16 protein-coding genes and 1 riboswitch are annotated in these 19,446 nt (G+C 70.4%); of the genes, 8 read left to right on the plus strand and 8 right to left on the minus strand.

Going from position 1 to position 19,446, the window contains the following annotated elements; genetic code table 11:
* Window positions 1–86: 86 nt before the first annotated feature.
* A complete protein-coding gene (locus ACWDEX_RS15985; protein WP_450463980.1) occupies window positions 87–1,301 on the minus strand; it encodes an ATP-binding protein in 1,215 nt (404 codons plus the stop codon).
* Between the two features lie 154 nt (window positions 1,302–1,455).
* Here ACWDEX_RS15985 and ACWDEX_RS15990 point away from each other — a divergent pair, with 154 nt between their 5' ends.
* Window positions 1,456–2,808 carry an SWIM zinc finger family protein gene (locus ACWDEX_RS15990; protein WP_450463981.1) on the plus strand — a complete coding sequence of 451 codons (1,353 nt, stop codon included), beginning with the start codon at window positions 1,456–1,458 and terminating at the stop codon, window positions 2,806–2,808.
* A gap of 44 nt (window positions 2,809–2,852) precedes the next feature.
* The gene (locus ACWDEX_RS15995) at window positions 2,853–4,517 is read left to right on the plus strand and encodes a DUF5691 domain-containing protein (RefSeq protein ID WP_450463982.1); all 1,665 of its coding nucleotides are present in this window, start codon (window positions 2,853–2,855) and stop codon (window positions 4,515–4,517) included.
* Between the two features lie 32 nt (window positions 4,518–4,549).
* Here ACWDEX_RS15995 and ACWDEX_RS16000 read toward each other — a convergent pair whose 3' ends face one another.
* Complete coding sequence (locus ACWDEX_RS16000; RefSeq protein WP_450463983.1) at window positions 4,550–4,966, minus strand: cobalamin B12-binding domain-containing protein; 417 nt, start codon at window positions 4,964–4,966, stop codon at window positions 4,550–4,552.
* A 579-nt stretch (window positions 4,967–5,545) separates the two neighbouring features.
* Here ACWDEX_RS16000 and ACWDEX_RS16005 point away from each other — a divergent pair.
* Complete coding sequence (locus ACWDEX_RS16005) at window positions 5,546–6,406, plus strand: esterase/lipase family protein (RefSeq protein WP_450463984.1); 861 nt, start codon at window positions 5,546–5,548, stop codon at window positions 6,404–6,406.
* A 244-nt stretch (window positions 6,407–6,650) separates the two neighbouring features.
* Window positions 6,651–8,207, plus strand: a complete 1,557-nt coding sequence (locus tag ACWDEX_RS16010; protein WP_450463985.1) for a M23 family metallopeptidase — start codon at window positions 6,651–6,653, stop codon at window positions 8,205–8,207.
* A gap of 50 nt (window positions 8,208–8,257) precedes the next feature.
* On the opposite strand, the gene pcrA is transcribed toward ACWDEX_RS16010, so the two are convergent.
* Entirely contained in the window at window positions 8,258–10,810 is a 2,553-nt protein-coding gene (gene pcrA, locus ACWDEX_RS16015) for a DNA helicase PcrA (RefSeq protein ID WP_450463986.1), read from the minus strand.
* 420 nt (window positions 10,811–11,230) lie between these two features.
* Window positions 11,231–11,397: riboswitch (cyclic di-AMP (ydaO/yuaA leader) on the plus strand.
* Window positions 11,398–11,406: 9 nt separating this feature from the next.
* Between pcrA and ACWDEX_RS16020 the strand changes: the two genes are divergently transcribed.
* Window positions 11,407–12,624: an NlpC/P60 family protein gene (locus tag ACWDEX_RS16020; protein WP_450463987.1), complete on the plus strand. Its 1,218-nt coding sequence runs from the start codon at window positions 11,407–11,409 to the stop codon at window positions 12,622–12,624.
* A 113-nt stretch (window positions 12,625–12,737) separates the two neighbouring features.
* Window positions 12,738–13,712: a tellurite resistance/C4-dicarboxylate transporter family protein gene (locus ACWDEX_RS16025; RefSeq protein ID WP_450463988.1), complete on the plus strand. Its 975-nt coding sequence runs from the start codon at window positions 12,738–12,740 to the stop codon at window positions 13,710–13,712.
* Here ACWDEX_RS16025 and ACWDEX_RS16030 read toward each other — a convergent pair.
* Window positions 13,690–14,043 carry a hypothetical protein gene (locus ACWDEX_RS16030; protein ID WP_450463989.1) on the minus strand — a complete coding sequence of 118 codons (354 nt, stop codon included), beginning with the start codon at window positions 14,041–14,043 and terminating at the stop codon, window positions 13,690–13,692. The genes ACWDEX_RS16025 and ACWDEX_RS16030 overlap by 23 nt on opposite strands.
* 431 nt (window positions 14,044–14,474) lie before the next feature.
* Between ACWDEX_RS16030 and ACWDEX_RS16035 the strand changes: the two genes are divergently transcribed.
* A complete protein-coding gene (locus tag ACWDEX_RS16035; protein ID WP_450463990.1) occupies window positions 14,475–15,539 on the plus strand; it encodes an NlpC/P60 family protein in 1,065 nt (354 codons plus the stop codon).
* A 145-nt stretch (window positions 15,540–15,684) separates the two neighbouring features.
* Here the strand turns inward: ACWDEX_RS16035 and ACWDEX_RS16040 are convergent, their stop codons facing one another.
* Window positions 15,685–15,927 (minus strand): DUF397 domain-containing protein, encoded by a 243-nt coding sequence (locus tag ACWDEX_RS16040; protein ID WP_450463991.1) that lies wholly within the window; start codon window positions 15,925–15,927, stop codon window positions 15,685–15,687.
* 135 nt (window positions 15,928–16,062) lie between these two features.
* The gene (locus ACWDEX_RS16045; protein WP_450463992.1) at window positions 16,063–16,746 is read right to left on the minus strand and encodes a helix-turn-helix domain-containing protein; all 684 of its coding nucleotides are present in this window, start codon (window positions 16,744–16,746) and stop codon (window positions 16,063–16,065) included.
* A 130-nt stretch (window positions 16,747–16,876) separates the two neighbouring features.
* On the opposite strand from ACWDEX_RS16045, the gene ACWDEX_RS16050 reads away from it, so the two are divergent.
* Window positions 16,877–17,314, plus strand: a complete 438-nt coding sequence (locus tag ACWDEX_RS16050; RefSeq protein ID WP_450463994.1) for an ATP-binding protein — start codon at window positions 16,877–16,879, stop codon at window positions 17,312–17,314.
* 32 nt (window positions 17,315–17,346) lie between these two features.
* Here ACWDEX_RS16050 and ACWDEX_RS16055 read toward each other — a convergent pair whose 3' ends face one another.
* Both ACWDEX_RS16055 and ACWDEX_RS16060 read right to left on the minus strand, forming a co-directional pair.
* On the minus strand, window positions 17,347–18,078 hold the full coding sequence (locus tag ACWDEX_RS16055; RefSeq protein ID WP_450463995.1) for a LuxR C-terminal-related transcriptional regulator: 732 nt from the start codon (window positions 18,076–18,078) through the stop codon (window positions 17,347–17,349).
* Window positions 18,075–19,367 (minus strand): ATP-binding protein, encoded by a 1,293-nt coding sequence (locus ACWDEX_RS16060; protein ID WP_450463996.1) that lies wholly within the window; start codon window positions 19,365–19,367, stop codon window positions 18,075–18,077. Before ACWDEX_RS16060 ends, ACWDEX_RS16055 begins: the two co-directional genes overlap by 4 nt.
* Between the last annotated feature and the right edge of the window lie 79 nt (window positions 19,368–19,446).

Consider the following 19,446-nt stretch of genomic DNA (forward strand, 5'->3'; position numbering starts at 1 on the left):
TCCGATCACTCCTTTGACCGCGTGGTTCCCCGCGGCCGTCGCACCACTCGACCGGCCCGGGAAGGTCCATGCGGGGTCGGAGTCGTTCATGCGGTCACTTCCCGGCACGCGCGATAGAAGTCCGCCCATCCGTCCCGCTCGCGGACCACCGCCTCCAGGTACTCCTGCCAGACGACACGGTCGGCCGCCGGATCGCGGACGACGGCACCGAGGATGCCCGCGGCGACGTCGCTCGCACGCAGCACCCCGTCGCCGAAGTGGGCTGCCAGCGCGAGTCCGTTGGTGACGACGGAGATCGCCTCCGCGGTGGACAGCGTGCCGCTGGGCGACTTCAGCTTCGTACGGCCGTCGACCGTGACGCCGCCTCGCAACTCGCGGAAGACGGTGACGACCCGGCGGATCTCGTCGATGCCGTCGGGCGCGGCCGGCAGGTCGAGCGAGCGGCCGATCTGGTCGACCCGGCGGGAGACGATGTCGACCTCGGCCTCGGCGCTCTCCGGCAGCGGCAGCACCACCGTGTTGAAGCGGCGGCGCAGCGCGCTCGACAGGTCGTTGACCCCGCGGTCGCGGTCGTTGGCCGTCGCGATCAGGTTGAAGCCACGGACGGCCTGTACCTCCTGCCCCAGCTCCGGTATCGGCAGGGTCTTCTCCGACAGGATCGTGATCAGCGTGTCCTGCACGTCGGCCGGGATGCGGGTCAACTCCTCGACCCGGGCGGTCATACCCTCGGCCATGGCCCGCATGACGGGGCTGGGCACGAGCGCGTCGCGACTGGGGCCGTGGGCGAGCAGCCGCGCGTAGTTCCAGCCGTAGCGGATCGCCTCTTCCGGTGTGCCTGCCGTGCCCTGCACGAGCAGGGTCGAGTCACCGCTAATGGCGGCCGCCAAGTGCTCGGACACCCAGGTCTTCGCCGTGCCGGGCACACCGAGCAGGAGCAGGGCACGGTCGGTGGCGAGCGTGGTGACGGCGACCTCGACGATGCGGCGCGGGCCCACGTACTTCGGTGTGATCACGGTGCCGTCCGGCAGCGTGCCGCCCAGCAGATACGTGGCCACGGCCCACGGCGACATCTTCCAGCGGGTCGGGCGGGGACGGTCGTCCTGTGCGGCGAGCGCGGCGAGTTCGGCCGCGAAGGCGTCCTCGGCGTGCGGCCGCAGCGCCTCGGGTGCCTCTTGCACCCCGTCTTCCACGGGCGTATGCACGGGCACGGACAGCCGCCTGTCCGGGGCGGCGTCCCCGCCCTCGTTAACGAGCCCTTCGTTCGCGAGCGCGGACTGACTCGGACTCGGTTCGACGGACATCGGATCAACGGACACACGCATGGCCGATTCCCCCTCCAGCTGGGCCGGTTCGGATCTGCAACAACCGTGCACCACACCACTGACAATGCGTTGTGACCTGCGCAAATACGGCCACGACGGTCGATTGTCAGTGCCGGCGCCTACCTTCGAGGGCATGACTCAGCAGGGGGTGCGCTGGACTGCGGATCAGGTGCTGGCACTGGCGCCTGACGCCGCATCACGCAAAGCGGGAAGCAAACTCGGCGCGGCCGGACCGTGGTCGGAGGCGGGCAGTTCTGACGAGGGGACCGCGTGGGGGCTGTGCAAGGGCAGTGGCAGCAAGCCGTATCAGACGGTCGTCGACCTCGCGGACGCGGCCGGGCCCGCGTACAAGTGCAGTTGTCCAAGCCGCAAGTTCCCGTGCAAGCACGCTCTGGGACTGCTGCTGCTCTGGGCGGGCGGGGACGAAACGGTGTCGCGGGGGCAGGCGCCGGACTGGGCGGAGCAGTGGATCGAGGGACGCAGGCAGCGCTCGCGGGAGAAGCGGTCGGCGGACGGCTCGAACTCCGGCGCGTCCGCTGATCCGGAGGCGGCCCGGCGCAGGGCGGAGCGGCGGGCCGAGCGGATCACGGCGGGGGCGACGGAGCTGGAACAGCGGCTGACCGACCTGCTGCGCGGCGGTCTGGCCACGGCCGAGCAGGCGGGGTACGGGCTGTGGGAGGAGACGGCGGCCCGGATGGTCGACGCGCAGGCTCCGGGACTGGCCGCGCGAGTGCGGGAGTTGGGGGCGATTCCGTCGTCGGGGCCCGGCTGGCCGGTGCGGCTGCTGGAGGAGTGCGCGCTGCTGCACCTGCTGGACCAGGGTTGGTTGCGCCGCGAGCGGCTGCCGGACGGCACGGCGGCGACGGTCCGCTCGCGGGTCGGCCTGCCTGGCTCGCCGGACGGCCCACCCGTCCGCGACCGCTGGCTCGTCCTGGCGCAGTACGACACCTCGGACAGCCGACTCACCACGCGCCGGATCTGGCTGTACGGGGCGGAGTCCCACCGCACCGCGCTGCTCCTCTCCTACGGCGCGGCAGGGCGTGCACCAGAGCTGACCCTGCCGGTGGGCCTGAGCTTCGAGGCGGAACTGTCGGCGTATCCAGGGGCGGGGCAACTGCGGGCCGCCCTGGGCGAGCGGTTCACGGCCCCGGGCCCGGCGCCGGTGCGGCCGCCGGGCGTGAGCACGGACCATGCGGCGGCGCGCTACGGGGAGGCGCTACGGGACGACCCCTGGCTGGACTCGTTCCCGGTGACGTTGAGCCGGGTCATACCGACGCCGGTCGAGGACTCCTGGCAACTGGCGGACGCGGACGGCGACATGGCCCTGCCGCTCACCCCCTCGGCGGGCGCCCGGCCTGGCCTGTGGCGCCTGGTCGCCCTGTCGGGCGGCGCCCCGGTCACGGTCTTCGGCGAGTGCGGCCACCGGGGCTTCACTCCGCTGACGGCCTGGCCCCAGGACACGGGAGAGGCGGTCCCGTTGTGCTGACGACACATCCGAGCGACCCCGGAAGCGACCTGGAAGGGACTGACATGAGTGCCACTGCGCCGAACACCCCCTCCGCCGCACCCTGGGAGGAGGTCATGACCGTCGCGCTGCTGGGCACGGACCGGCGTACGCCGCCATGGCTGCCGCCCGGCCGCGAGGCGCCGAGGGCGCTGCTGGACCTGGCCGCTGTGGAAACCGTGCGCCGCAGAGCCGGGCTGCGCCCCGCACCGGCGGGGGCCCTGTTGGAGCCGGCGGCGACGGATCCGCGTCCGCCGCTGCCGCCCGCGGCGGCCCGCAGACTGACCATGCTGCTGTCGAACCGTCCCGGTACCGGCGGCAGCGGGCGCCGGGGAACGGCGCCCGACCTCATGGAGTTGTTGCCCCAGTGGCTGTCCCTTGCCAACGAGCGCGGCTTCGCCGCACCTCCGGAAGCGCTGCCGGCGCTCTTGGACGCGGCACGCGGCCGTACGGACCTGCGGCCCGCGGCGCTCGCCTTCGCCGGCCCGCGCGCCCTGTGGCTGGCGCGGCTGAATCCGGACTGGCGCTTCGCGCTGCGCTCCGCGTCCGGCGGCGGATCCGAGCCGCCGCCGGACGAGACGGACCGCATCCGGCGGCTGTGGCAGGAAGGCCTGTTCGCGGAACGGGTGGCCCTGCTCACCTCGCTCCGCGCCCGGCAGCCTGCCGCCGCCCGTGAACTGCTGGCCACCACCTGGGCGACGGAGCGGGCCGAGGACCGTCTGATGTTCCTGGACTCGCTCCGCACGGGACTGGGGTCCGCGGACGAGCCGTTCCTGGAGCAGGCGCTCTCCGACCGGAGCCGTAATGTGCGGGCGACGGCGGCGGAGTTGCTCTCGTCGCTGCCGGATTCGGCTCTGGCCGGGCGGATGGCGGCGCGGGCGGTGGCCTGTGTCGCGGTCGACCGTACCCAGGGGGAGCCGACGATCGTCGTCGAGGCGCCGCACCAGTGCGACGCGGCCATGGAGCGCGACGGTGTGGTGCCGAAGCCGCCCGCCGGACGCGGTGCACGGTCCTGGTGGCTGGGCCAGTTGGTGGAGGCGGCGCCGCTCGGCTCGTGGACGGCACGGCTCGGGGGGCGCACGCCGGAGGAGATCGTCGCGCTACCAGTAGCGGACGACTGGCGGGGCGAACTGCACGCGGCATGGTGCCGGGCGGCGGTGCGGCAGCGGGACACCGGCTGGTCCCGGGCTCTGCTCGGACCGCCCTCGGCACCGGAAGCCGGAGGTCCGGGGGCGGTGTCCCTGGCCGAGCGGGCCAAGCTGCTGTCGACGCTGGACGCGGCGGAACGGGCCGACTGGGTCGCGGGGTTCATCGCCGCGCACGGCCTGTCGGAGGCGTTCCAGCTCCTCGGGGTATGCGCGACACCATGGGCCGCCGCACTGGGCAGGGCGGTCGTGGATGCCCTCAACATCGCTCGTGACGCGGGAAGTTACCCCTGGAGCTTCAGCGGGGTGATGGGCTTGGCGGAGCGCTGCCTCGACCCCGTGGAGTCGGCCCGCCTCGACACGTTGACGGCGATTCCCGACGAGACGGAGGACACCTCGCCGGGCGCCGGAAGCTACTGGGCAGAGGCGTTCCAACGCCTCACGACGACGTTGCGCCTGCGCGCGGCGATGCGGGAGGAGCTGGGGGCCGTACCCCCAGCTCCCGCCCTGCCTGAACGGTCCCGTCCCACCCTTCCGGTGGCGTGAGGCCTTCGTGGCGGTGCTGGGCGAGCGGAGCGCTACGCCTGGGCCGGCTGGCGCACGTTCGCCCGCACCCAGTCCACGATCGACGCGGTCGTCGCCCCGGGGGTGAAGATCGCCGCGACGCCCTTCTCCTTCAGCGGCGGAATGTCCGCCTCGGGGATGATCCCGCCGCCGAAGACGAGGATGTCCTCCGCGTCGCGGTCCTTCAACAGATCGATCACCGCGGCGAACAGCGTGTTGTGCGCACCGGACAGGATCGACAGCCCGATCGCGTCGGCGTCCTCCTGGATCGCCGTGTCGACGATCTGTTCGGGCGTCTGGTGGAGGCCCGTGTAGATGACCTCCATACCCGCGTCACGCAGCGCCCGCGCGATCACCTTTGCCCCGCGATCGTGGCCGTCGAGCCCCGGCTTGGCCACCACCACGCGGATCGGACCGGCTGCCACACCCATCACTGCCTCCATGAAGCGACTACTCCACCCTGTACCGCCGTACCGCCCTGCCGCCATACCACCGCTCCGGCGGACGCGCGGACTGCGGACGGGGGCGCCCCGCGCCGCACCGACCCGGGAAGTGAACGAACGTTATCGCCAGGATCCCGCAACCGGCAGTTTCACGGTGCCGACCGAGGGGGAAATCACACAGTGGGACAACGTTCGCCGCGCAGGTCCCTTCATTTCGGCGGCGCACGGGCCGTGGATCTCCGCGGTTCGAGCGCCACGGACTGAGCGGATCGTGCGCACGGAGAGCCGCAGCAAGGCGGCCGCACCAAAGCCCGTCGGCGGGGCGCCGGGACGGTGGAGGCACGTCGGCGATGGCATGCAAGCGAGAGCCAGACCCGTAGGAGGAGGACGGGAACCGCGTCAGAGCGCGAGCAGGGTCACGTCAATCCGACGAGATGGCCCCTATCGCGTCACCGGCGCCTCACACACCGCATCCGAGGCATCCGCTCCGCAGGCCAAGCCCCACGGCTTTCCATGAGGGCACACAGGGGACAGGGACGCCCCCAGTGCGCCGACGGGAGGTCGGCCATGAAGGTCACCGGGCCAGTGCAGCCCTTGCTTCCGCTCTGCCAGCGCCTGTTCCCCAGCAGGCTGGCCGGACTCTCCATAACACTCCTGAAGGCGACCGCCCTGGACATCGCGGTTCTTGCCGGGCATCTGCTTCTCTACCCTTCGGGGATCACCGCCGAGCGCCACTCCGCCCTGCCCACTCCCCCGGCGGACGCCGCGCCGCTGCCCGTCGAGGCGAAACCCCCGGTCATCCTCGTCCACGGGTTCATCGACAACCGCTCGGTCTTCGTCCTGCTGCGCCGCAACCTCGCACAGCACGGGCGGCAGCACATCGAGTCGCTCAATTACTCTCCGCTCACATGCGACATCCGCACCGCGGCGCAACTGCTGGGCCAGCACATCGAGGAGATCTGTGCGCGCACTGGACAGTCACAGGTGGACGTCGTCGGACACAGCCTGGGCGGACTGATCGCGCGCTACTACACACAGTGCCTCGGCGGTGACGTCCGCATCCGTACGCTCGTCACGCTGGGTACCCCCCACTGCGGCACCCGTGTCGCCCCGCTCGCGAACGCCCACCCGATCGTCCGCCAGATGCGACCTGGTTCCGGACTGATCGAGGAACTACGCGGCCCCGCCCTGGGCTGCCGTACACGCTTCGTGAGCTTCTGGAGTGATCTGGACCCCCTGATGGACCCGCTGGAGGCGGCCTGCGTCGACCACCCCGACCTGCTGGCACAGAACATTCGGGTGAGCGGCATCGGCCACCTCGCCCTGCCGGTGCACCCCGCGATCGCGGCCGGGATACGGGAGGCGCTCGATCTCCAAGCGGCAGGAGCCCCCGTTCCTGCCCGGAACGGCGGACTGACGGTTGCGTGACATCCGCGGCACAAGCGGTCCGACGCAGTCCTCGACAGGGCCCTCGGCCGCCCCCGAGCACTCACACATCCTCGAACACTCATCGAACACAGAGCCAAAGTCATGCCGGGGCGCGTCGAAACACGGCCGAATGCCCGTTTCCCGATTGCGTGAAACCTGCCGAAGATTGTCGCGCCCGCATACCGCCGGGTACAGTCGCCGCACTGCTCTGCCAGCCCCTGTTGTCGAGGCGAAAGAGAAGTTGGTGAACGACCGTCACCCGTCGGGGACCGCTGTTCCTCCGACTCCGGCTTCCGATGCCGCCTCGGCGTACTACGCGCCGTACGGCCACCAGGGAGGCCAGTACGGTGAGTTCACCCCGTACGCCGATCCCGCCACGGCCGCTTTCGGTACCGACAGCCAGGTGACCGCGGGCTTTTTGGCCGACCCCCTCTTCGGTGGCTTCCCGGGCGACGGCTCGACAGGTGCGTACGACACCGCACAGTGGTCCACCGACAGCCACCCGACGCTCGGCACGGGCAGCCATCAAACGCTCGACACCGGCACGCACCGGATGCCGTCCCAGGACCCGTACGCGGCCCAGCACCATGCAGCTTTCGACACCGGCGCCTACGACACGGCCGCCTGGGCGATCGGTTATCAGCAGCTCGCGGGTATCCCCGCGCAGGCCACGGCCCCCGATGCCACCGGTCAGTGGGACGCACACGCCTGGCTCGAGGCCGGCCAGTCGGCGGCCCGGACCCAGCAGTGGGATTGGGGCACGCAGACCTTCGACACGGGCACGTACGACGCCACTCAGTGGAACTCCAGTGGCACCGCCGAGCATGAGACGCACGACCGGCCGACCACGGCGACCGCCGCGTTCAACCCGGCCGAGCCCTACGCCCACCAGGCGACCGCCACCTTTGACACGGCCGAGTCCTTCGCCCAGCAGGCCGCCGACTTCGAGCGACTCCCGTACGAGGAGTCCGAGGCCGACGACGACTCGGATTACCTGCCGGAGAAGTCCGGTGACGCACCGCTGCTCGAGGACCAGGAGGAGATCGCTCCTTCCCCACGGGCCGCGAACCGGTCCCGGCGCCGCCCGACAGCCAAGCGTTCGGCGCTGCTGACGGTCGCCGTGCCGTCGATGTGCGTCATGGGGGTGGCCGGGATCGCCGCCGCGACCGTCGGCATGGGCGGGGACGACGGCAAGGACACGACGGCCAAGGCGCCCACGGCGGCTCCGGTGAAGCCGTCCACCGCCAACAAGAAGCTGGACTCCCAGCTCGCCGGCCTCTCCGCGGGCGCGAACGACTTCATGGACCGGGCGAGCCGGACGCAGCAACGTATCGACCTCAAGGCCCAGCAGGTGGCCGAGCAGAAGAAGGCGGCGGCGGAGGCGGCGCTCAGGGAGCGGCTGCGTCCGAAGTTCGCGGTTCCGGTCGCGCGGCACGGTCTCAGCGCCTACTTCGGCCAGGCGGGCATCAACTGGATGTCCGTCCACACCGGCATCGACTTCCCCGTCACGTACGCGACGGTGCTGGCCGCGACCGATGGCACCGTCCGTACGCAGTGGAACAGCGCGTACGGGAACATGATAATTCTGACCGCGAAGGACGGCACGGAGACGTGGTACTGCCACCTCTCCAGCTATCAGGTCGCGTCCGGTACGTACGTGAAGGCCGGCGACCCGATCGCGCGCTCCGGCGATTCGGGGAACTCGACCGGCCCCCACCTGCACTTCGAGGTACGGCCCGGTGGGGGCGCCCCGGTCGACCCGCTCTCCTGGCTCCGCAGCCACGGGCTGGACCCGACGTAGTCAACTCCCCAGTAGGCCCCCGCCGTTGGACGGGGGCCCCGCTGTGTGGGCTACAGCTTCTGCACCGGTGCGTACCGCAGCAGCAGCCGCTTCGGCTTGGTGTCCCCGAAGTCGATGGTCGCCTCCGCGTTGGCGCCCGTGCCCTTCACGCCGACGACCGTGCCCAGGCCGAACTGGTCGTGCGTGACGCGGTCGCCGACCGCCAGGGAGACCACCGGCTTCTCCGTCGCACCGCCCCGGCGCGTGGCGAAACCGGACGCACCCATGGCCGAGGAGCGCGACCGGGACGACGACAGCGAGGCCGCCACACCCGAGAGCGGCCCCGAGGACATGGGAGCGGAGGACGCACCCGTCCGCTTCCACTCCACATGCTGGTCCGGGATCTCCTCCAGGAAGCGCGAGGGCGGGTTGTACGACGGCTGGCCCCAGGCGCTGCGCATGGCCGACCGGGTGAGGTACAGCCGCTCTCGTGCGCGTGTGATGCCGACGTAGGCCAGGCGCCGCTCCTCCTCCAGTTCCTTGGTCTGGCCGAGCGCGCGCATGTGCGGGAAGACGCCGTCCTCCATGCCGGTGAGGAAGACCACCGGGAACTCCAGGCCCTTGGCGGTGTGGAGGGTCATCAGTGTGATGACGCCGCTGCCCTCCTCCTCGTCGGGAATCTGGTCGGAGTCGGCGACCAGGGCGACCTTCTCCAGGAAGTCGGACAGCGTGCCCGCCGGGGCGGCAGCCTCTGACGGTACCGCGTCTTCCCCACGCTCCTGCTCGAATTCCAGGGCCACGGCGGCGAGTTCCTGAAGGTTCTCGATGCGGGTCTCGTCCTGGGGGTCGGTCGAGGCCTGCAACTCGGCCAGGTACCCGGTGCGTTCGAGGACCGCCTCCAGGATTGTGGCCGGTCCGGCGCCCGACTCAACGATCGTCCGCAGATCGTCCATCAGCACGTTGAACCGCTTGACCGCGTTGGTCGAGCGGGCCGCCATCCCGTACGCCTCGTCGACCCGCCCCAGCGCCTGCGCGAAGCTGATCTTCTCCCGCTGTGCGAGGGCGTCGATCATCGCTTCGGCACGCTCACCGATCCCCCGCTTCGGCACGTTCAGGATCCGCCGCAGGGGCACGGAGTCCTCCGGGTTCGCCAGCACCCGCAGGTATGCCAGGACGTCCCGGACCTCCTTGCGCTCGTAGAAGCGGACGCCGCCGACGACCTTGTAGGGCAGGCCGACACGGATGAAGACCTCTTCGAAGACACGGGACTGGGCGTTCGTGCGGTAGAAGACGGCGACGTCGCCCGCCTTCGCCTCGTCCCGGTCGGTGAGGCGGTCGATCTCGTCGGCGACGAACTGCGCCTCGTCGTGCTCGGTGTCGGCGACATAGCCAGCGATCCGTGCGCCCGCGCCCGCGTTGGTCCACAGGTTCTTGGGCCGACGCGACTCGTTGCGTTCGATGACCGCGTTGGCGGCGCTCAGGATCGTCTGGGTGGAGCGGTAGTTCTGCTCAAGGAGGATCGTCGCGGCGTCCGGGTAGTCCTCCTCGAACTGGAGGATGTTGCGGATGGTCGCGCCACGGAAGGCGTAGATCGACTGATCGGCGTCGCCCACGACGCACAGCTCGGCCGGCCCGAGGTCCGGCTCGCCGGACGGCGCACCCTCGGGCCGGTCACCGACCGCCGGGCCGACCAGCTCGCGGACGAGGGCGTACTGGGCGTGGTTGGTGTCCTGGTACTCGTCGACCAGCACGTGGCGGAAGCGGCGACGGTAGTGCTCGGCGACGTCCGGGAAGGCACGCAGCAGGTTGACCGTCGTCATGATCAGATCGTCGAAGTCGAGGGCGTTCGCCTCACGGAGCCGGGACTGGTAGAGCGCGTAGGCCTGGGCGAGGGTCTTCTCGAAGCCGTCGGCGGCCTGGGCGGCGAAGTCCTCCTCGTCGATCAGCTCGTTCTTCAGGTTGGAGATCTTGGCACTGAAGGACTTGGGCGGGAACCGCTTGGGGTCGAGGTCCAGATCGCGGCAGACGAGCGCCATCAGACGCTTGCTGTCGGCCGCGTCGTAGATCGAGAACGAGGACGTGAAGCCGAGCTTCTTCGACTCGCGCCGCAGGATGCGCACGCACGCACTGTGGAAGGTCATCACCCACATCGCGTTCGCCCGCGGGCCGACGAGCTGCTCGACGCGCTCCTTCATCTCGCCCGCGGCCTTGTTGGTGAACGTGATCGCGAGGATCTGGCCGGGGTGCACACCCCGCTCGGCCAGCAGATGGGCGATGCGGTGCGTGAGCACGCGCGTCTTGCCGGAGCCGGCGCCGGCCACGATGAGCAGGGGGGAGCCGGCGTGCACCACGGCCGCGCGCTGGTTCTCGTTCAACCCCTCCAGCAGCGCTGCCGGGTCGATGACGGGGCGGGGCGCGCCGTCGCGGTAGTAAGCCTCCCCGCTCTCGGCCCCGCTCGAGCGGGGGGACCGCCATCGGTCCGGCGGCATGTCGAACTTCCCGCCGAACAGGTCCTCCGGAATCTGCTCCGGAGCGTGATCGTCCTCGGGCGGCGGGGGCTCCTCCTCAGGTGCCGGGGTGGCCTTGAGGTCCGCCAGGAAGCTGTCGTCAAAGAGGCTGCTCATCGCTCTCCGAGTCTAGGCCGCCCCACCGACAACCGACTGCCACCCCGAAAACTCCGCCCGCGGAATCGGATCCCGGGCTCGGTGATCTTCCGAAGTCGGCCGCCGAGCACCTCTTCACGTTCCGATATCGCACGGTCACCTTCAGCATGCGGCGGACTGGATGCACGCCGCCCCGTCCGCTTCGGCCGGAGATCCTGCGACTCCCTTCCCGGACCAGGGTGGACCAGGCCTCTTCAGCCGACCGAAGAGAGGCGGCATGTCTCAGCAAATGCCCTCTTATTGGCCATGGGCAGCGGAGCCCATGATCAAGGTCACGAAAATGTATCGGGCATATCGAACATCAACCTTCACACGGGCCACACCAGTTGGCTAGCGTGCCGGGCGGGCCGCAGGACCCCCACCGGCGAACGTCGCCGGGCCGCGCGGCCTCCGCCGAGTCCGGTGCGCCCCGCGCTGCCGGAGCCGGGGACCCAACCGACCTTGGGGTGAATCGGCCAACCGTCTTACGGGATGCGGCCGTAGGGCACACCTTCCGGACCCCCGCCCGAACCCGACAGCTAACTCGGTAGGCGGAGCACGGAAGGAGTCGCCTCCCCATGGCGTCGCACCGCAAGCCGCGTCCCTCCGGCATCGCAGCCATACGTACCCCCGCCATCGCGACGGCCGCCGTCGCCTCCGTGGCCCTGCTCTCCCAGACAGCCGACGCAGCGCCCTCCCCCGACCGCAAGCCGAGTCTGGAGGAGGTGCAGAAGCAGGTCGACGACCTCTACCGCCAGGCCGAGACGGGTACCGAGAAGTACAACGCGGCCAAGGAGAAGACGGTCACGCAGCGCAAGCACGCCGACACCCTCCTCGACGACGTCGCCCGCCGCACGCAGAAGCTCAACGACGCGCGCGACGAGCTGGGGTCGTTCGCCGCGGCGCAGTACCGCACCGGAACCGCGGCCCCCGACACCGCCACGTTCCTGCTGGCCGACTCGCCCCAGGACTACTTCGACCAGACCCAGCTGATGAGCCGGCTGACCGGCCGCCAGAAGGAAGCGGTCGACCAGTACGTCACCGAGCAGGCCGCGACGATGAAGAAGCGGCGGGAGGCCACCAAGAGCCTGCAGACGCTCACCGAGACGCAGAAGACGCTCAGGACGACCAAGGCGGACGTCCAGAAGAAGCTCTCCACCGCGCGGCAGCTGCTGTCGAAGCTGACCGTGGAGGAGAAGGCGCGGCTCGCCGAGATCGAGAAGAAGAAGCAGGAAGAGGCCCGGCGCAAGGCGGAGGAACTGGCCCGACAGCAGGCGGCCAAGGAGGAGGCGGCCCGCAAGGAGGCAGCCCGCAACGAGGCGGCGCAGAAGGAAGCAGCTCAGAAGGAGGCGTCCTCGTCCACCACGACGGGCTCTTCGGACTCCTCCTCCGCGGGTTCCGGCTCCACGAGCTCCGACTCCACAAGCTCCTCCTACGCGACGAAGGCCGCAAACGCCCTCGCGTTCGCCCGCGCGCAGATCGGGAAGCCGTATGTGTGGGGTGCGACCGGGCCGGACTCGTACGACTGCTCCGGCCTGACCCAGGCCTCCTGGAGGGCCGCCGGGGTGAAGCTCGACCGCACGACATGGGATCAGGTGAAGCAAGGTACGACGGTCTCGCTGGCCAACGCCCAGCCCGGTGACCTGATCTTCTTCTACGACGACATCAGCCACGTCGGCCTCTACATCGGCAACGGCATGATGATCCACGCCCCGAAGCCGGGGGCGTACGTACGGGAGGAGTCGGTCTACTACGACGGCGCCTCGGCCATCCACAGCGTGGTGCGGCCGGCCTGAGCCGCTGGGCTCGCGTGCGGTACGCATGCGGTACGCGTGCGCGGGGTGGTTTCCTGCCGCCACGCGCGCGTGGCCCACGCATAACCGGTGTACGCGTCCCTAGCATCAGGCACATGTCAGGCACCTCCGCGCTCCGCGCCTGGTGGGCACAGCATCCGCCCGCCGCCGGAGCCGCCGTGATGGCGACCGGCATCGTGTCGGTCGGGCTGCACCTGGCCGGGTTCGAGGTCCTCTCCCGTATCGTCCTGGTCCTGGCGTGCGCCGCCTGGCTGGGACTCGCGACCGACTTCGTCCTGCGGCTGCTGCGGGAGCGCGACCGGTGGCTGGCCGAGGCGCGCTCCCCCGCCGCGCTCACCGCGGTAGCGGCCACGACCGTACTGGCCACGCGGATCTCCCAGCTGGGGCGGCAGGGGCTCGCCGAGGCGCTCCTCGCGCTGGCCGTCGTGCTCTGGCTGGGCCTGATCCTCCCGGTCGTACGGAACTGGGGGCACCGTATGCCAGGGTCGGTGTTCCTCGGGTGCGTGGCGACGGAGGGGATCGCGGTGCTCGGAGCGGTACTCACCGCTGCCGTGGGTGTGGCGTGGTTCGCGCACATGGCGCTGGTGTTCTTCTGGCTCGGGCTGGTGCTCTACCTCGCCGGGCTGTGGCGCTTCGACCCTCGGCAGGTGGCGACCGGCGCGGGCGACCACTGGGTCCTGAGCGGTGCGCTCGCCATCTCCGCGCTGGCCGGGACGAGGCTCATCGCCGCCGCGCAGAGCGGCCCCTACCTCTGGAACAGCGACGCCGACGGCGTCCTGCGGTCCGTCACCGTCGGCCTCCTCGCGCTCGAGTTCGCCGGCTACTGCGTCCTGGTGGCGGCCGAGGTGCTGTGGCCACGGCCCCGCTATGACGTACGGCGCTGGGCGACCGTCTTCCCGCTGGGGATAACAGCGGTGGCGGCTCTGTCGGCCGCTACCAGCCTCGGGGTGCCGTGGCTGCGCGGCGTCGGCCTGGTGCTGCTGTGGATCGCGGTGGCCGCCTGGTGCGCGGTCCTCGCGGGAGCCGCTCGATCCGCCGGGAAAGGCATCAGGTCCACAGGACCGCGATGAAGATGTTCGTGGCGGTCAGCGCGCCCACGAGTCCGAAGAACGGCTTCTCGACCCTCTCCTCGTCTCGCTTCACGTAGACAAGGCCGAGGATCACGATCAGGAGCGCCAGTTTGACACCGATCTTGACCGTGTTGACCGAGTAGTCCTGCGCCTGGTTGAGGCCGACGAGGGCGATGCCCGTGACCAGCATGGTCAGCGCGCCGTGCAGCATTCCGGGCACGAATCGGGCCGTGCCCTGGCCCATCGCCTTCATCTGGGTGAGGAAGCCGCCGAGGAGCGCGGCGATGCCGATGATGTGCAGGCCGACGAAGAGATGGAGGAGTACGTCCATGGTGCCGGAGCCTAGTCAGAGGCGCTGGTGCCCCCTGACACCGGCCCTCCCTGTGTGACGGCCGCCGCACCGGGTCCCTTGCCGCGCATATACGCGCCGCATAGCACTCTGTCACCGTCGCGTCTCCGGGAACCGTCGCATCGGTCATCGCGCAGCGTGAAGTCGGCGCTCCCGTGCAGGAATCACGGTCACATACGGTCACCGGCAGTCTGGTTACGTCACTTCCGTACATCACGTCACAGAGCCGTCACGGTGAGGCTTAGCGTCCTCCACCAGGTGACCGGCTCCCCATCGCCGCCCGGGCCAGGGGCGGCCGCCGGACACCACCGCCGAGAAGGTCCGGCGGCGGCCCGTTCCCCTGTTGCGGGCCGCCGCCGGACGCGTCACACCGCCCGTGGCCGAGCGGTCGTACGAAAGGACATGACGTCCACGTGGCAGCGCACCGCAAGCCCAGGCAGCGTTCGTTCGGCGGCAGCACGGCCTGGACCGCCGTCACGATCGCCCTCGCGGGAGCGGCGTCCGCGACCGGCTTCGACGCGACGGCGCACGCCGAGCCGAAGCCGTCGCCGGAACAGGTCAAGGCCAAGGTCGACAGGTTGTACCGGGAGGCGGAGGTCGCGACCCAGAAGTACGACGGGGCGAAGGAGAAGGCGGACCAGGCGAGAGGCCGACTGAACGCGCTGCGGGACGAGGCGGCGCGCAGGACGGACCGCCTCGACTCGGCGCGACAGGCACTGGGGTCCGCCGCGGCGGCGCAGTACCGCAACGGGGGCGTCGATCCCTCGGTGCAGCTCCTGCTCTCCTCGAACCCCGGGCGCTACCTCGATGACGCCGCCTTCGCCGAGCGGGTCGACGGCCGGCAGGCCACGGCTGTGGCGGACGTGCGCAAGCAACTGCGGGAGATCGAGCGGCTACGGGGGGCGGCGCGCGTGCAGCTGGCCTCCCTGACGTCACGTCAGACGGAGCTGCGTCGGCAGAAGCGGACGGTCGACGAGAAGCTGGGCGAGGCCCGGCGCCTGCTGTCCCGGCTGACGGCGGGACAACGAGCTCAGCTCACGGCCGACGGGGACGCCGGGCGGCGGGCGGCGCGATCCGCGCCACGGGACGTGGTGCCGATGTCGGCCGCGGCGGCCGCGGAGGCGCCCAACGGGCGGGCTGCGGCGGCGGTGGCGTACGCCTACGGCAAGCTGGGCAGCCCCTACGTCTGGGGCGCCACCGGCCCCACCGCCTTCGACTGCTCGGGCCTGATGCAGGCCGCCTACCGCTCCGCGGGCCTCTCCCTGCCACGCACGACATACGCCCAGATCGACGCGGGCCGCCGCGTCTCGCGCTCCGAACTCCGCCCCGGTGACCTGGTGTTCTTCTACTCCGGCGTCAGCCATGTCGGGATCTATGTGGGCAACGGCCAGATGATCCACGCACCGAACCCGTCGGCACCGGTGCGGCTGGCGCCGATCGACACGATGCCGTTCGCGGGGGCGACGCGGGTGGCATAGGGGCTTGCGGAGGAACGGCACGTGTCCGGGCGACTATCCGGCAGCACCCGGCCGGGACGTTGTTCTCGCCTGTGGGCGGTGGGTTCAGGCCCACCGCCCATTCCTTACGAACGGGGCTTGGTGCCCGGCACTTGACCCTCGAAGCTCAAGCGTCGGTCCGGGCGTGCGCAACGAACGCCGTCCAGGCAGCCCCGGCGACCGCGAACCGGGGGCTGTGGGAGCCGAGCTTCGAGTCTCGGATGTGGATGGCGTAGGGGCAGGGGGCGACTTCGAGGCAGTTACTGCCTTCGCTGTCGCTGGACTTGTGCCAGTCGAGGGCGACTTCGAGGCAGTTGCCACCCTGGTCGTCGCTATAGCTGGACTTGAACCACACCAGGCTCTCGCTCACGACTTCTCCGCCACCCTTCTGATGAACTCAGCTGACTCCTCAATACTGAGGGCGTGCGTGCGGATCATGGCATGCCTTTGGTTCAGTGCACTCACCTTGTCGGGACTGGCGTGCAACACGCTCACTTCTGGCGCCTCAATGTAGGCGAGGACATCGTGCTCGGGGGGGGGACTCCAGGAGAACAATCGGCCCCGCGAGAGCAACGCCGTTGCATCGGCCGATGGGCAGTACCTGAACTGACACGTTACGCAGTTGACCAACTTCCAAGAGACGCATGAGTTGGGCCCTCATCACGTCGCTGCCGCCGACTTCCGTCCGCAGTGCGGCTTCGTAGATCAGGAAGCCGTACAGCACACTGATCCGTCGGGTCAACGCTTCCTGACGGCGAAGCCTGGCAGCCACGCGCTCGGCAACTGTCTCATCGTCCAGAGGTGGACAACTTCCCCCGATCAACGCCCGCGCGTAGTCCTCCGTCTGCAACAAGCCTGGAATGAGCAGCGGCTCGTAGCAGAAGAAGCTGATGGCCTCAGCCTCGATAGCCATGAACTCCTGAGACCGCGCCGGGAACGGCTCCGGCTTCAGATACTCCTGCGCAGCAACAAGCTTCCCACCCGCCCCGCACACCTGATCCGCGACCTGCAACAGCCGCAACGTGGGCCGACGGCGGCCGTTCTCCATCGACTTGACGTACTCGTAGTCGTAACCGGCCTCCTTGGCCAGCGCATCGCGACCGACACCGGCCTCCGCGCGCCACATCTTGATCTGGCTGCCGCAGTACCGCCAGGCGGTCGGCGGCTGCGAGTTCACCTCGGTCGACACGCACACCTCCCCCGAGTCCAGGGCGGGTACGGCCACCGCTGTACCCGCGCCGATTCTCGTGAGGCTACGCGCGACCCGGGACCGTAATCCCATCAAACGTCAAAACATCGACGCAAGGGATGAACAGCGCATGCAGACCCCGCGGCTCCCGCTGCCCACGACGGCCCCGAAGGACATCGAGTGGCGTCTGCCGCGTCATGCGCGAAGCGTGGGCAGGGCACGGGTGCTGTTCCGTGAACAGGCCGAGTCCTGGGGGCTGTCGCTGGAGGTGACGGACACGACGGAACTCCTCCTCAGCGAGCTGATGACGAACGCGTACCGCCATGCGAAGGTCCCGGCCGGCCGCGAGATCTGGGCCCGCTGCGTGGTCACAGAGAACCGAGTCCGCGTGACTGTGACCGACGCGAGCGACATACTCCCCACGCCGGGCACGGCTTCCCCTGACGACGACTCGGGCCGGGGCCTCGCGCTGGTCGTGGCACTCGCGGACGACTGGGGCGCGGAGAGAAGGGAGTGCGGCATCGGCAAGGAGGTGTGGTTCGAACTCGCGATGACCCCTGACCTGTAGCTGTGTGGGGCGTGCCCTCGCCTACCGGACCGTCACACCAGCCGCCGCGCCGTAGCCCACCGCGTCAGCTCGTGACGGTTCGACAGCTGGAGCTTGCGCAGGACCGCCGAGACATGGGACTCGACCGTCTTCACCGAGATGAACAGTTGCTTGGCGATCTCCTTGTACGCGTAGCCGCGGGCGATCAGGCGCAGGACTTCGCGTTCGCGCTGGGTGAGGCGGTCGAGGTCCTCGTCGACGGGCGGGGCGTCCGTCGAGGCGAAGGCGTCGAGGACGAAGCCGGCCAGGCGGGGCGAGAACACCGCGTCGCCTTCCTGTACGCGGAAGATGGAGTCGACGAGGTCCGAGCCGGTGATCGTCTTGGTGACGTAGCCACGAGCGCCGCCACGGATCACACCGATCACGTCCTCCGCGGCGTCCGACACGGACAGCGCCAGGAACCGGACCGGCTGCTCGGCGTCGGACATCAACGGGGCGCAACGACGGAGCACTTCGACCCCGCCGCCACCCGGCAGATGAACGTCGAGGAGGACCACCTCGGGACGCGTCGCCGTGATCACCGAGACCGCCTGGTCGACGTCCGGGGCCTCGCCGACGACCTCCACTCCGGTCTCTTCGGTACGGCCGATCTCGGCCTGCACGCCCGTGCGGAACATACGGTGGTCGTCGACGAGCACGACCCGCACATGCCGGCCGCCCGCACTCCCGCCCGCCGCCGACTCCTCGGTACCGGCCTGCCCGGTCGTCCCGTTCCCGTCGTTCATGTCGTCTTCTCCACCCTCTCCATCTCCAGCTCGACCTCCGTGCCCCCGTCCGGGACCGCGCGCAGCCGTGCCGTGCCGCCGTTGCGCTCCATGCGGCCGATGATTGATTCTCTGACACCCATACGGTCGGCGGGTATCGCGTCGAGGTCGAAGCCGGGACCGCGGTCACGGACGGACACGAAGACCGTCGTGCCCTCGACCTCGGCGAAGACCTGGACGGCGCCGCCCTCGCCACCGTACTTGGCGGCGTTCACCATCGCTTCGCGCGCGGCCTGCATCTGTGCGCCGATCCGCTCGTCGAGGGGGCAGTCGCCGACGACGACGACCTCGATGGGGACGCCGTGCTTGTCCTCCACCTCGGCCGCGCTGTGCCGGACCGCCTCCGCGAGGGTGTCGGGCTCCTCGTCCTCGTCCTTGCCGGTGCCCTCCGGCTTGTAGAGCCAGGCCCGCAGGTCGCGTTCCTGGGCGCGGGCGAGGCGGCGTACCTCGCCGACGTTCTCCGCGTTGCGTTGGATCAGGGTCAGGGTGTGCAGGACCGAGTCGTGGACGTGGGCGGCGACCTCCGCGCGCTCCTGGGCGCGGATGCGCATCAGGCGTTCCTCGGAAAGGTCCTGGGACATGCGGACGAGATACGGTCCGGCGAGCAGCGCTATGCCGACGAGGACCGCGAGCGCCGCCTGCAGGACCGAGCCGAGGTGGGCAGCGGAGCCCTGCAGCACGAATATGCCGGAGACGCCCGCGGTGACCAGCAACACACCGGCGGCGGCGCGCAGCAGGGTGAGGGTGCGCCGGCGGCTGCCTACCTCCACCCAGCGGGCCCGCCGTGCGTTGTCCGCCTGGCGCCAGACCAGGGCGACGCCCGCGGCGACCAGGACGCTCGGGATGAGGTAGGCCTTGGTCCCGTTGTCGACGTTCACGCTGCCCACGAAGGTCAGCGACACGATGACCATGAGGAGCAGGGCGAGGATCTGACCCCGGTCGGGTTTGCGGGCCACTCGTTTGCGGCGGCCGTCGGGCGAGGTCTCGGTGCTGACCGGGGACGGGGGGCGCCGGTCGTCGATGCCGCCGACGCCGAGCGGGACGAAGAACCAGAAAGCCGCGTACACCAGCGCGCCGAGGCCCTCGGCCATGATCAGGCCGATGAAGACGAGGCGTACCCAGATCACGGGCAGGCCGAGATGCCCTGCGAGCCCCCGCGCCACGCCCCCCAGCCAGCGTCCGTCACTGCTGCGGTAGAGCTTGCGCGGCGGCCGCGGGTCGGCGTGAGGCAGTGTTGCGGCGTCCGGCATGCCATAGATGGTCACACGACCGGCCCACCCGGACATCAGGGTGGACCCCCGAGACACCCCTGATCTTCACGGTCGCGGG

Source organism: Streptomyces sp. NPDC001020, assembly GCF_053599115.1.